The organism is Zestomonas insulae, from assembly GCF_016901015.1.
Classification (GTDB): Bacteria; Pseudomonadota; Gammaproteobacteria; order Pseudomonadales; family Pseudomonadaceae; genus Aquipseudomonas; species Aquipseudomonas insulae.
Genome location: NZ_JAFEUP010000006.1, coordinates 453563 through 466099 on the forward strand (window position 1 = coordinate 453563; position 12537 = coordinate 466099).

Annotated in this window: 11 protein-coding genes; 4 read left to right on the plus strand and 7 right to left on the minus strand. The window is 67.2% G+C overall.

Translation table 11 applies throughout. The annotated features are described in order from the left end of the window. Both JQX08_RS20515 and JQX08_RS20520 read right to left on the minus strand, forming a co-directional pair. On the minus strand, positions 1–1590 hold the full coding sequence (locus JQX08_RS20515) for a sensor histidine kinase (protein WP_346727625.1): 1590 nt from the start codon (positions 1588–1590) through the stop codon (positions 1–3). Further along, the gene (locus JQX08_RS20520) at positions 1580–1810 is read right to left on the minus strand and encodes a PP0621 family protein (RefSeq protein WP_205350279.1); all 231 of its coding nucleotides are present in this window, start codon (positions 1808–1810) and stop codon (positions 1580–1582) included. Before JQX08_RS20520 ends, JQX08_RS20515 begins: the two co-directional genes overlap by 11 nt. Positions 1811–1976: 166 nt before the next feature. Between JQX08_RS20520 and JQX08_RS20525 the strand changes: the two genes are divergently transcribed. From JQX08_RS20525 to JQX08_RS20540, 4 genes are all read left to right on the plus strand, one after another. Continuing rightward, positions 1977–3608, plus strand: coding sequence for an NAD+ synthase (locus JQX08_RS20525; protein WP_205350280.1), 1632 nt, complete (start codon positions 1977–1979; stop codon positions 3606–3608). Between the two features lie 65 nt (positions 3609–3673). After that, positions 3674–5089 (plus strand): hypothetical protein, encoded by a 1416-nt coding sequence (locus tag JQX08_RS20530; RefSeq protein ID WP_205350281.1) that lies wholly within the window; start codon positions 3674–3676, stop codon positions 5087–5089. Between the two features lie 221 nt (positions 5090–5310). Beyond that, positions 5311–5670: a BON domain-containing protein gene (locus JQX08_RS20535; RefSeq protein ID WP_205350333.1), complete on the plus strand. Its 360-nt coding sequence runs from the start codon at positions 5311–5313 to the stop codon at positions 5668–5670. Positions 5671–5745: 75 nt separating this feature from the next. After that, entirely contained in the window at positions 5746–5943 is a 198-nt protein-coding gene (locus JQX08_RS20540; RefSeq protein ID WP_205350282.1) for a CsbD family protein, read from the plus strand. 47 nt (positions 5944–5990) lie between these two features. On the opposite strand, the gene JQX08_RS20545 is transcribed toward JQX08_RS20540, so the two are convergent. From JQX08_RS20545 to JQX08_RS20565, 5 genes are all read right to left on the minus strand, one after another. After that, positions 5991–7433 (minus strand): rhomboid family intramembrane serine protease, encoded by a 1443-nt coding sequence (locus tag JQX08_RS20545; protein WP_205350283.1) that lies wholly within the window; start codon positions 7431–7433, stop codon positions 5991–5993. Between the two features lie 29 nt (positions 7434–7462). Then, positions 7463–7747 carry a DUF2845 domain-containing protein gene (locus tag JQX08_RS20550; protein ID WP_205350284.1) on the minus strand — a complete coding sequence of 95 codons (285 nt, stop codon included), beginning with the start codon at positions 7745–7747 and terminating at the stop codon, positions 7463–7465. 39 nt (positions 7748–7786) lie between these two features. Further along, positions 7787–8101: a DUF2845 domain-containing protein gene (locus JQX08_RS20555; RefSeq protein WP_430472555.1), complete on the minus strand. Its 315-nt coding sequence runs from the start codon at positions 8099–8101 to the stop codon at positions 7787–7789. A 97-nt stretch (positions 8102–8198) separates the two neighbouring features. Continuing rightward, positions 8199–11288, minus strand: coding sequence for a DUF748 domain-containing protein (locus tag JQX08_RS20560; protein WP_205350286.1), 3090 nt, complete (start codon positions 11286–11288; stop codon positions 8199–8201). A 126-nt stretch (positions 11289–11414) separates the two neighbouring features. After that, positions 11415–12431: a class I SAM-dependent rRNA methyltransferase gene (locus JQX08_RS20565; RefSeq protein ID WP_205350287.1), complete on the minus strand. Its 1017-nt coding sequence runs from the start codon at positions 12429–12431 to the stop codon at positions 11415–11417. Between the last annotated feature and the right edge of the window lie 106 nt (positions 12432–12537).

Consider the following 12537-nt stretch of genomic DNA (forward strand, 5'->3'; position numbering starts at 1 on the left):
TCAGCTCAGCTTGCGAGGGTGGGCGAAGATGATACGGAAGCAGCTGCCGCCCCCTTCGCGCGGTTGGTAGTCGAGGCGGGCCTGGTTGCTTTCGCACAGCTCGCGGGAAATATACAGGCCCAGGCCGGTGCCCTTGTTCTCGGTGGTGTAGAACGGCTCGAAAATGTGTTGTACCTGCTCGGCGGGCACCCCGGGGCCATCATCGAGCACCTCGAGTACCGGCAGGTCGCTACTGGCGTCGCGGTACAGGCGCAGCCACACCTGGCCGTAGGGGTTGCGCTGGGCGCTGTAGCGCAGGCCGTTCTGCACCAGGTTGGTCAGCACCTGGGTCAGCTGGTTGGGGTCCATGCGCGTTTGCAGGCCGCCACCGGTCTCCACGTGCACCTGCTGGGTATTCGGCAGGGTGTTGCGGAATTCGCCGGCGAAGCGGTGCAGCCAGTACTTCAGGTCGAGCAGTTGCGGCTCGGCCTGGCGGCGTCGCGACAGCTGCAGGACGTTCTCGATCACCAGGTTCATCCGTCGCGAGTGATCCTGGATGATCTGCAGCAGGCGCTGATCGGGGCCCTGCAGGTCTTCCGACTCCTGCAGCAGTTGCGCGGCGTGGCTGATCGCGCCGAGCGGGTTGCGAATCTCGTGGGCGATGCCGGCGGTCAGGCGGCCGAGCGCGGCGAGCTTGAGTTGCTGGGCCTGCTGGGCAATCTGCGAGATGTCGTCGAGGAACACCAGGGTGTGCTGCTGCTCGCCGCGCTGCAGCGGCACGAAGCTCGGCTGCACCGCTGGGCCGCCTTCCTGCAGTTGCACGCTGGACGGGCGCAGCGCGGGGTTGTCGCGCCACTGCGCCAGGCGCTCGACCAGCGGCGGGGCGATCGGGTCGATGACCTGGCCGGCCAGCGCGTCTGCGCCGATCAGGGTCTGCGCGCCCTGGTTGGCCAGCAGCACGCGGCGCTGAGTGTTCAGCACCAGGATGCCGGTGCGCATGCGCTGCAGAATCTGCGCGTTGAGCGCCTCGAGGTTGGCGACGTCGGCGGCGCGCTGCTCGGCCAGGGTTTCGCTGAGCTGCAGGCGGCGCGACAGGCCCTGGACGAAGATCGCCGCGGCGAAGCACAGCGCGCCGAGTGCGCCGGCCTGCACGTATTGCGCGGCGGCCGCGGGGCGGCTGAGGCTCAGGTAGAAGGTCAGGTAGATCAGGCTGATCGCCGCCACCGCGGCGATCAGCAGGCCGATGCGCCCGCGCAGCAGGATGTTGGCAATCGCCACCGCGACGATCAGCAGGTTGCCGAGTCCGCTCGGGGTGCCGCCAGCGGCGTAGAACAGCCCGGCAAGCAGCAGCACGTCGAACAGCGCCAGGCTGAACACCGGCGCCAGGCGCCGTGGCCGCTGCATCAGGGTGATCACCAGCAGGTTGACGATCAGGTACAGCCAGCTGCCGTACCGGAACAGCTGGGTGTTGGCGATTTCCAGCAGTTGATCGTCGAGTTCGCTGGAGATCAGCAGCACCAGCGCCAGGCCGATGATCAGCCGGTACAGGTTGTACAGGCGCAGGATGCGCTGGCTTTGCTCGCTGCCGAGCGGCAGGGCGTCAACGCTCACCGGATTGCGGTCCTTGGCGCAGATGCAACTGCGAGCAGTACCAGTGCTGATCCTGCTGCACGGCGAGACTCTGCGGCACATGCACGCCGCAATGCGCGCAGCGCACCATCGGCGTGGTGCCAGGCTCGGCCTTGGCGGCGGGGCGGGCAGGGCGGTTGAAGCGGCGCCAGAGCCAGTAGCCCACGGCGATCAACGCGATCCAGAACAGCAAACGACCCATGGGTGTTCTCTTCTTTATTGAGTTTCGCAGTGTATCCAAGCTCATCCGGCCCGCCCAGCCGCACAACCGCACGCGGTGCGTTGTTTCCGCCGGGGTCGATGCGGGACAATGGCGGTCTCTGCCGTCCGACCATAAGGCGGGCGGGCAACTATTGATGGAGGCGGCGATGAGCCAAACCCTGCGGGTCGTGATGGCCCAGTTGAACCTGCGAGTCGGCGATGTGCACGGCAACGTCGAGCGCATCATCGAGGCGGCCGGTGTCGCCCGCGACCAGTGGCAGGCCGACGTCATCGTCTTCCCGGAACTGGCGCTGTGCGGCTATCCGCCGGAAGACCTGCTGCTGCGCTCGAGCATGCAGCGGCGCATCGAGCAGGGCCTGCAGCGCCTGCAGAACGAGGTGCGCGGCATCTACCTGGTGGTCGGCTACCCCTGGCTGGACGGCGAGGTGCGCTACAACGCCTGCGCGGCGATTGCCGACGGCGAAGTGCTGGCGACCTACTACAAGCAGAAACTACCCAACTACCGGGTGTTCGACGAGAAGCGCTACTTCGAGCCCGGCCACGAAGCCTGCGTGCTGGACATCAAGGGTGTGCCGGTGGCGCTGACCATCTGCGAGGACATCTGGTTTGCCGAGCCGATGCGCCAGGCGCAGGCCGCCGGCGCGCAGCTGATGCTCAGCCTCAACGCCTCGCCGTTCCACCGCGACAAGCAGGGCGAGCGTGAGGAAATGCTCGGCGAGCGGGCCCGCGAAGGCGGCATGCCGATCGTCTACGTCAACCAGGTCGGTGGCCAGGACGAGCTGGTGTTCGATGGCGGCAGTTGCGTGATCGACGTCGCCGGCCAGGTCAGCCAGCGAGCGCCGGCGTTCGTCGAAGGACTCTACCCGGTCGACCTGCAGTGCGCGGCGTCGGCGGTCAGCCCGCGCCCGGCCAGCTGCGCGGCGCTGCCGGAGTTGGAGGAGAGCGTCTACCAGGCACTGGTGGTCGGCGTGCGCGATTACGTGCAGAAGAACGGCTTCAAGGGTGTGGTGCTCGGCCTGTCCGGCGGCATCGATTCGGCGCTGACCCTGGCCGTGGCCGTCGATGCGCTGGGTGCCGAACGCGTCGAAGCGGTGATGATGCCGTACCGCTACACCGCGCAGATCAGCCTGGAGGATGCTGAGGCCGAGGCCAAGGCGCTCGGCGTCACCTACCGGGTGCTGCCGATCGCGCCGATGGTCGAGGCATTCCTGGGCACCCTGGCGCCGGTGTTCGAGGGTCTGGCCCGCGACACCACCGAGGAGAACCTGCAGGCGCGCTGCCGCGGCACGCTGCTGATGGCGATCTCCAACAAGAAGGGCTATCTGGTACTGACCACCGGTAACAAGAGCGAGATGGCGGTCGGTTACGCCACCCTGTACGGCGACATGGCCGGCGGCTTCGACGTGCTCAAGGACGTGCCCAAGACCCTGGTGTTCCGCCTCTGTGAATACCGCAACCGCCTCGGCATGGTGATTCCGCAGCGGGTCATCGACCGGCCGCCGTCGGCCGAGCTGGCGCCGGACCAGAAGGACGAGGACTCGCTGCCGCCGTACGCGGTGCTCGACGAAATCCTCAAGCTGTACATCGAGTACGACCTGTCGGCCAACGCGATCATTGCCGAGGGGTTCGACGAGGACACCGTGCGTCGCGTGCTGCGCCTGGTCGATCTCAACGAGTACAAGCGCCGCCAGGCCGCCGTCGGCCCACGCATCACCCAGCGTGGCTTCGGCCGCGACCGGCGCTACCCGATCACCTCCGGCTGGCGGATCGGCGACTGATGGTCTGAACCCAGGGGGCATCGCGCCCCCTGCTTGCTTCGCTGTGCCCTACAAGGACGTATCGCATGGACAAGACGCTCTGCCACTACCACCCCGCGCAACCGGCCACCTGGCGTTGTACACCCTGCCAGCGGCCCTACGGTGACTGTTGCGTGCCACTCAACGCCGATGCACCGGACGCCCACCCGCAGTGCCCGCTGTGCAACGGCGCACTGGAATTCCTCGGCGCGGCCAACACCGCACAGCCGTTCTGGGAGCGTATCCCGACGTTCTTCGCCTACGCCCTGCAGCCCGGGCCGCTGGCGATCAGCGCGCTGCTAGCGCTGGCCAGCCTGTTCCTGCCGCCGTCGCTGCTGTTCTGGTTCATCCTGTTCAGCGTCGCCACCAAGTACTTCTACAGCGTCATCGAGGCCAGCAGCCAGGCCGAGCCGCAGGCGCCGAGCCTGCTCAGCGCTTTCACCGGCGACGGCTTCGCGCTGTTCTTCAAGCAGCTGGTGGTGTTCGTCCTGGCGTTTGCCGCGCTGTGGCTGGCGGCCGACTTCAACAGCGAGGCGCTGCACTGGGCGGTGACCCTCGGCCTGCTGCTGGCGCTGCCGGCGAGCATCATCCGCCTGGCCCTGGACAAGACCCTCGGCGCGGCGCTGAGCCCTGAGGAGATCGGTCAGGTGATCAAGGCCATGGGCTGGCGCTACCTGATCCTCTGCGCGTTTCTGTTCATCCTCTGGCAGGCGCCGGGCTGGGTCACCTACATGCTCTCCAGCGGCCTGCCGCGGGTGGTGCTGATGCCGGTTGCGGCGTTCCTGTTCGGCTACTTCGCGGTGGTCATGTGCGCCATGATGGGTTACGCGGTGTTCCAGTATCAGGCCGCGCTGGGCTACGTGGTCGACGACGCGGAAGGCCGCGCCGCCTACCCGGAGGCGGACTACCTGCGCCGCCGCGCGCTGGCCGAGGCGGAGATCCACGTCAAGGAAGGCCACAGCGGGCAGGCCCTGGAAACCCTGAAGAGCGCACTCAACCGCAGTCCCGACGACTTGAAGCTGAACGAGCGCTTCCACCAGCTGCTGTTTGGCCTCAACGAGCGGCAGCGCTGCCTGCACCATCTGCACCACTACCTGCCGCTGGTGGCGGCCAGCAACCCGGCGCTGGCGGCCACCGCGCTGCTCAATGCCCGGCAGTTGCAGGCGGATTTCCTGCCTGACGATGCGCTGGTCTGCGAGCGGATTGCCGCGGCGCTGCTCGACCGGCACAAGACCCGCGAGGCGCTGAGCCTGCTGCGTAATCTGCACCAGCGCTTCCCCGACTACCCGCAGGTGCCGCGCGCCTACTTGCTGGCGGCGCGTGGCTTTGCCGAGGGCCTCGGCCAGGTACCGCCGGCGCGCCAGTTGCTGGCGTTTATCCGCGCGCGTTACCCGCACTCGCCACTGCTCGGCGAGGTCGAGGCGCTGGAGGCGACCCTGGCGCGGCTCGCCGCGCAATCTTGACCGCGCGGTGCCTCCGCGATCTTGCAAGATGCAGGTGGTCGCGGCGCCGGTCTTGCAAAATGCACGGCCGGCGCTGATAAAGTTTGATTGTAAGATATTGATAATTAACGATTTTAATTATCGCGCAAAGCTGGCACAGCTGTTGCGATAACTCCTGTGAGACTGCCGCCAGGACACGGCGCAGATTCCCCGAGAAAAACAGGAGTGACTCGCTTATGAACATGACTTTTAAACAACTCGCTTTTGCTGCCACTACCGCCACCGTAATGAGCTTGAGCATGGCGGGTGGTGTCATGGCTGCGGAATCCACCGGCAAGCCGGTCATGCTGGCTGCCAGTGAAACCATGGACAAGGCGGAAGACGCAGTCTCCGATACCTGGATCACCAGCAAGGTGAAGTCCACCTTCGTCGCCGATAAAGACCTCAGCGCGCTGGACATCAAAGTCGAGACCAATCAAGGCGTAGTCGCCCTGTCCGGTGTCGTCGCCACCGATGCGGAACGTGATCTGGCGATCGCCAAGACCAAGAGCATCAAGGGCGTCAAAGCCGTTTCGGCTGACGGCCTGAAATCCGCCGACTGATCGGTAACCCCGGAGCAGGGAGGCTCCGCACACTTTGGCGAGAGCTGAACCGTCTCGCCCAGACGAGGTGACACCATGAACAGTGACATCATCAAGGGCAAATGGAAGCAGCTCAAAGGCCAGCTCAAGACCCAGTGGGGTGACCTGACCGACGACGACCTGGATGTCGCCGAAGGCCACAGCGAATACCTGGCCGGCAAGCTGCAGGAACGCTATGGCTGGAGCAAGGAACGCGCCGAACAGGAAGTTCGCGACTTCAGCGGCCGCCTGTAACCCAGGTTGCGCCACCCCAACCCATCGGCTCACCCCGATGGGTTTTTTTATGAGCTGAGATGCTGGCGATACAGCGCCAGGTGCTCGGCCTGCTGGCTGGCAGGGTAGTGGCGCGCGAGAAAGCGCTGCAGTTCGCTGACCGCGGCCAGGTCGCGCTGACCGAGTTGCTTGGCCAACTGCAGAGTCAGCGCCGGGAAGTCTTCTCTGCGCGTTGCGCCGCCACTCAGGCGCCGCCAGCTGGGCAGCGCCGCCTGCGGCTGACCGACGCGCAGCAGGCTGCGCAATAGGTGGTTCTGCACGGCCGGGTGCTGCAGCAGCGGGCTGTCGGCGCTGTCGGCGGCCAGGCGCTGCAGAAGCCCCTGGCTGGTGGCGGCGGGCAAGCCGAACAGCTGCTTGAGCAGGGCGCTGAGCAGTGCCTTGTCCTGGCGATTCTTGGCCAGCGGGTAGACGCGCTCGAGCAGTTCGAGGCGCCCCGGATAGCGCTGCAGCAGCTCGAGGCCGCGCGGCGCGGCCTGGTCCAGGGCGAAACGCCCGATCAGCTGGTCGAGGCCAGCCAGCTCCCGCTTGAAGCCGGCATCCGGATCGACCTTGAGCAGGTAGTCCTCGTCGACGCGCAGGCGACCGAACTGGCGCGGCAGCCACACGGCGAGGAAGCCGAAGCCCATGCCGCCGAGGTGCGCGTAGTAGTTGACGTGGTCGTCGGCGAGGAGCAGGCCGTACAGCTCCTTGCCCATCCACACCGGCAGAATCCACAGCGCAGGGGCGCGGAAGTAGCCAAACAGCGGGCCCAGCCAGTAGAAGAAATTGATCCGGCGCAGGCCGTAGAGGCCGAGGTACATGCCCATCAGCCCGGCGATCGCGCCGGACGCGCCGACGCCGGTCACCCACACCGGGTCGAGCGCCCACCAGAGCAGGTGCGAGGCCACGCCGCTCGCCAGGTACAGGCCGAGGTACAGCCAGCGGCCGAGGGCGATTTCCAGGGCGAAGCCGAACAGGAAGAGGAACAGCATGTTGCCGGCCAGGTGGCCGAAATCGCCGTGCAGGAACATCGCGCCGAACAGACCCTGCACGCTGAACTTGGCCGGGATGAAGCCGAAGCGGTAGGCGCTGATTCGGTCGCGGGCGGCCTCGGCGCGCTGGCGTGCCTGCTGCCAGGCGGGATCGGCCTGATAGGCCGGGTCGTGGTGCACGCGCTGCTCGAAGTTCAGGTCGCTGAGCGCCAGCCCGGCCAGTTGCTGGCGGGGCAGGCCGGCCACGGCGCGCTGCTCGCCGGCATCCAGTTCACGGCGCTGGCTGAAGTCGTCGAGGAACATCGCCCGCTCCCGGTTGAGCAGGCCGCCGTCGAGGTAGACCCTGACCGCCTGCTCCTGACGCTCGCGGTCACCACCCTGGTAGGCGAAGTAGATCAGCACGTTGAGCAGGATCAGCAGCAGGGTGAGGACCGGCGGCTTCTTCCAGTCGAGGGGGTGTTCGGCGGGGAGAATCAGCATGGGCAGCCTTCCGTGGCGTGGGCGAGCGCTTAGTTACCGCGTTTGCTTTCGATCTCGCTGAGACGCCCGCCTTCGAAGCGCAGGAAGTAGATCATCCCGCCGCTGCGTGGGCCGTAGACCCATTCCTCGACCTGCATGTCGCCGCCGTCGCTGTAACCGACGAAGTTGCGGTCGTCGGGTTTGCCGCACTTGCTGATGACTTCCGAAGTGCGGTCGCCTTCGCTGACGATGCCGTGGTCGCAGCGCAGGGTCGAGGCGTTGGCTGCGGCGAGCGGCAGCAACAGGCTGAGGGCGAGCACGGGCAGGGTTTTCATCGGCGGCATCCTATCCGTGACTATGATGCGGCAAGCCTATCAGTTCCCGCGTTTGCTCTCGATATTGGCCAGGCGGTTGCCCTCGAAACGCAGGAAATACAGCATGCCGCCGCTCATCGCGTAGGACCATTCCTCGACGCCGACTTCCTGGCGATAGCCGTAGTCGTCGGTCACTTCGCGATAGCCACGGAACTCGCGGGTGCGCGGCGCGCCGCACTTGCTCTGCACTTCGCTGACATGGTCGCCGAGGCTGACCAGCTTGCTGCCGCAGCGCAGGGTGGAGGCGGCGCTGGCGGATTCGGCGAGCGGCAGGAGCAGCAGGGTCAGGGGCAGGGCGAGGCGCAGAGGATTCACGGCAGCATTCCGTCGGGGCGATGGCCTCAGCCTATACCGCGGCCGTGCGCCTGTCAGGCGTGGCATGCGAGGGCGCCGCGTGGGCGCCCAGCCGGGCTTATTCGCTGTCCAGGTTGAGGGCGGTGACCACCTTGCCGTCGGCTTCCGCTTCGCCGAGGCGCGCATCGATCAGGTAGATGCGCTCGTCGGGCAGGCCGCCCTTGTCGACCAGATAATCCTTGATCGCGGCGGCGCGGGCCTGGGCCAGCTGGCGCAACAGCAGCTCGCTCTGCCCCCAGGACTGCAGCACCGCCTCGCGCAGCTTGGTTTCGCGCTCGTCGCTGCCGAGCTCCTTCCATTCCGCCGGCGGCTGCTGCTTCAGACGGGTGCGGTAGATGCCTTCGAGCAGCACGCGCTGTTCACCCTCCGGCACCTCGAGCTGCTTGGCGTCGGCCGGCACCTTGTCACCGCGGCGCTGGAGGATCTTGTAGTAGGTCGACTGGTACTCGCGCTGCAGGCGCTGCTCGGCGAGCAGCGCGCCGTCGCTGCTCTGCGCGCTGGCGCCCTCGACTTCCAGGCGCAGCAGCGGGCGTTCCTTGAGCGCCTTGGACAGGGTGTCCAGATTGCCTTGCGCCGGCTTGTCCAGCTCACTGCTGCCCGGCGCGAACGCCACGCTGCTGAGGTCGACGTCGCCGCTGCCGCCGACCAGTCCGGCGATGAACTTGAACGGCGCCTGCGCCGCGCGCAGCACCAGGTTGCGCAGGGTCTGCCAGACGATCGGCATGACGCTGAACTGCGGATCGTCGAGGTTGCCTTCCACCGGCAGCTCGATGGAGATCTTGCCCTCGGTGTCCTTGAGCAGCGCCACGGCGAGCTTGATCGGCAGGTCGACGGCGTCCGGGCTGTCGACTTTCTCGCCGAGTTGCAGCTTCTCGACCACCAGCTTGTTCTCCGCTTTCAGCTGCTTCTTCTCGATCTGGTAGTGCAGGTCGAGGTTCAGCCGGCCCTTGCGGATGCGGTAGCCGGCGAACTTGCCGGAGTAGGGGGTGAGGGTGGTCAGTTCGACGTTCTTGAAGCTGGTGGTCAGGTCGAGGCTGTCCAGCGGGTCGAACGGGTTGACGCTGCCGAGGATGCTGACCGGCGCGTAGCGGTCCACCTTGCCCTTGATGGTGACCTTGGCCGGCTGCGGCTTGCGGCTGTCCAGCGTGCCGATCTGCCCGTTGAGCTGCTGGATGGCGGTAGCGAAGTTCGGTCGCAGGCTAAAGTCGGCGAAGTTCGCCGAGCCGTCGTCGATGACGATGGCGCCGATGCGTATACCCAGTGGCTTGCTTGCCGCCGGTTTGGCCGCGGCCTGGCCGGTCTGTGCGTGGCCGGTCGGCGAGGCGGGCTGCGGGATCAGCAGGTCGTTGACGTTGGTGGTGCGGTCCTCGTTGATCATGAACCGCGCATAGGGCTGCTTGAAGCTGACCTTGGCGATTTCCAGGCGGTCGTCGTGCAGGTAGTCGAGACCGTCGAGGGTCAGCGTCTGCCATTTGACGAAGTCGCGCTCCTTGAGCGTGTCGAGGGTGTGCAGCTGGTTGACCACGGCGCGGCCACGCACGCTGAAAGCCAGCGGTTCGGTGCTCTTCAGGTCGACGTCGAGGTCGCTGCCGAGCAGGCCGCTGCGCAGTTCCAGGCGGATGAACGGGTCGATGTAGGCCTGCGCCACGCGCAGGTCGATGTCCTGGGTGGTGACCTTGAGCTGGGCGCTGATCGGCACCAGGTTGACCGTGCCGGTAGCGCCGATCTTGCCCTGCTTGCCCAGGCCGGTGTCGAGCTTGAGGGTGAAGGGCGACTGGTTGAGGCTGTCGAAGTTCTGCAGGTCGAGGTTCAGCGGACCGAGCTCCAGGTCGACCGGGGTGGCCGGCTGGCGGTCGGCGAGGTGCACGCGGTAGTTGCGCAATTGGGTATCGACCAGCAGCACCTGCCAGGGCTTGGCCGGCGCCTCCGGCTCAGCAGCCGGTGCGGCGGCTGGCGCGGCTGTGGCGTCGGGTGCCGCGGCAGCGGTCGTAGCCGGTTGTTCGGCTGGCGTCGGGGCCGGAGCAGGGGCCGGGGTTGCGGCCGCAGCGGGGGCGGGTGCCGCTGCTTCGGCAGATGGTGTGGACACGTCCGCAGCGGGCGCGGGTGCTGCTACGGGCTTCGGCGCCGGGCGTTTCGGCGGCTGGTAATTGGCGAACAGCTTCTGCCAGTCCAGCTGGCCATCCTTCTCTCGCGCCGCCCAGGTCTCCAGGCCCTGGCTGCGAATGGTGCCGACCACCACCTCCTGCTTGACCAGGTCGACCGACGTGCCGCCGATCTCCAGGGTCTGCAGGTTGACCAGCGGCCGACCATCCGGGGTCTTGAGGGCGAGGTCCTCGAGCTTGCTGCTGACGTTGCTGAGCAGCAGCTCGGTGCCCTTGGCGAGGTTCAGCTGGTAGTCGGCGGACAGGCTGAGCACGCCCTTCTCGAGCGCCAGCGGGGCGACATCGCGCACATAGGGCCAGAACGCCTTGAGGCTGCCGTGGCTGAGCTGCAGGTGGCCCTTGGAGGTGAAAGGCACCACGCTGATTTCGCCGCTCCAGTCGATGCGCCCGCCGTACGGCCCTTTGGCGACCAGGGTCATGTCCGATTGGTCGTCGGCGACCGTGCTGAGGTTCTTCAGCTCGAAGTTCAGCGAGTCATAGCCGAACTCCACCGGCTCGCTGGGGCGCAGGTCCTGGAAGTGCAGGCCGCCCTCGATCAGTGCAATGCGGTCGATGCGCAGCGGGAAGGGCTCGCTGGGCGGCGCGTCGGCCGGGGTCGGCTCGCTCGGCGGCACGGCGAACAGCTGGGTGAGGTTGAGCGTGCCGTCCTCGGCGAACAGCACCTCGGTGTGGGATTTTTCCAGCTCGAGGTCGGCGAGGTGCAGGCGGCGCGTCCACAGGCTGTCCAGCTGCAGGTCGGCGTACAGCCGCTGGAAGCCGGCCTGCGGGGTCTCGCCCTCACCGACATGCAGGTTCCAGAGGGTCAGCTCCAGGCTGAACGGGTTGAACTCCAGGCGCTCCAGATGCGCCGGCACCTTGGCGAACTTGGCCAGCTGCTGGTTGATCACGTGCAGGGCCACGCCCGGCACGATCAGAAAGCCCAGCAGGCAATAGAGGCCCACGGCGACCAACAGGGCGCCGACGGCGCGTTTCAATCCTTTGTACATGGCTCGGCGTCATCTTCCTGGCTGAAGTGCCTAGGAGTATGGCATGGGCTTTCCGAAGCGGGGGCCGGCAAACTGCCGCCATGCCGGACGCCCCGCTGGCGCCGGGCGAGCCGTCTAGGATGCGGGTTAGAACTGCAGGATCAGGGTCTTCAGCGGCGGCTGGCCGTCCTGCGAAGGGAAGTCCGCCGCCGGTGCGAGCACCTGGCAGTCGCGCACCGGTCGGCCGAGTTTCTCGGCGCAGCGCAGCACCTGATCGCGCCAGTCGGCGAGGGCGACCTTCGCCAGGTTGTTGCAGCAGATCAGCGTGCCGTTCGCGGCGGTGGCGAGGATCGCCGGCTTGAGCAGGCTCTGGTAGTCGCGCAGCAGGTCGACGGTGCCGAACGCGCTTTTCGCCCAGGCCGGTGGATCGAGGAACACCAGATCGAACTGCCGCGCGGCCAGGCGCGGGTAGTGCGGCAGCTTGTGCCCGCGTCGCGCGGTGATCGGCAGGCCGGCCAGCTGACGGATCGCCGGGAAGTAGTCGGACTGGATGAACTGCATGGTCGGCAGTGTCGGGTTCAGCGCACCGTTCTCGCGACCGACCGCCAGGTTGCCTTCGGCGAAGTCGAGGTTGACCACTTCGCGGGCGCCGCCCGCCGCCGCACACAGCCCCACGCCGCAGGTGTAGGCGAACAGGTTGAGCACCGCGCGCCCGGCACTGTGCGCCTTGACCCAGCCGCGCGCGTTGCGCAGGTCGAGGAACAGCAGCGGGTCCTGGCCGGGGTGACGGCCGCGCACCCGGTAGTTGAGCCCCCATTCGTGGCCGACCAGGTCATCGAGGGCGGCCGGTTCGGCCTGGTACACCGGATCGCTGCGGTCGATACGCGAGTTGCCTTGCGAGCGATCGTTGTAGACCAGCAGCAGCTCGTCGCCGAGGTGTTGGTTGATGGTCGCGTGCAGGGCCAGCAGGTCGTCGCGCTCGAGCGGCTGGTGGAAGCTCTGCACCAACAGCTGCGCGCCATAGCGGTCGGCGGTGAGGCCTGAGGCGCCTTCCTGGCTGCCGTGGAACAGCCGGTAGCAGTCGGTGCCCTGGGTGTGCAGCTCGGCCAGCAGGGGCTGACGAGCATCGAGCGCGGCGCGCAGCGCCTGGTCGAGAGAGGGCATGCGCGGCGTCTCGGCGGGAGAAAAGGGTGCGCAGTTTACCAAGAAAAACGCCGGCTCCAGGCCGGCGTTAATCTCGGGGTGCGTCGCGCACAGCGCTTGTAGTCGC

What these genes read in the sequence shown, in the direction of transcription:
- JQX08_RS20520 (WP_205350279.1), bottom strand. Translation starts at nt 1,810, where the DNA reads ATGGGTCGTTTGCTGTTCTGGATCGCGTTGATCGCCGTGGGCTACTGG.
- JQX08_RS20545 (WP_205350283.1), bottom strand. Translation starts at nt 7,433, where the DNA reads ATGCTGATTCTCCCCGCCGAACACCCCCTCGACTGGAAGAAGCCGCCG.
- JQX08_RS20550 (WP_205350284.1), bottom strand. Translation starts at nt 7,747, where the DNA reads ATGAAAACCCTGCCCGTGCTCGCCCTCAGCCTGTTGCTGCCGCTCGCC.
- JQX08_RS20565 (WP_205350287.1), bottom strand. Translation starts at nt 12,431, where the DNA reads ATGCCCTCTCTCGACCAGGCGCTGCGCGCCGCGCTCGATGCTCGTCAG.
- JQX08_RS20525 (WP_205350280.1), top strand. Translation starts at nt 1,977, where the DNA reads ATGAGCCAAACCCTGCGGGTCGTGATGGCCCAGTTGAACCTGCGAGTC.
- JQX08_RS20540 (WP_205350282.1), top strand. Translation starts at nt 5,746, where the DNA reads ATGAACAGTGACATCATCAAGGGCAAATGGAAGCAGCTCAAAGGCCAG.
- JQX08_RS20535 (WP_205350333.1), top strand. Translation starts at nt 5,311, where the DNA reads ATGACTTTTAAACAACTCGCTTTTGCTGCCACTACCGCCACCGTAATG.
- JQX08_RS20530 (WP_205350281.1), top strand. Translation starts at nt 3,674, where the DNA reads ATGGACAAGACGCTCTGCCACTACCACCCCGCGCAACCGGCCACCTGG.
- JQX08_RS20560 (WP_205350286.1), bottom strand. Translation starts at nt 11,288, where the DNA reads ATGTACAAAGGATTGAAACGCGCCGTCGGCGCCCTGTTGGTCGCCGTG.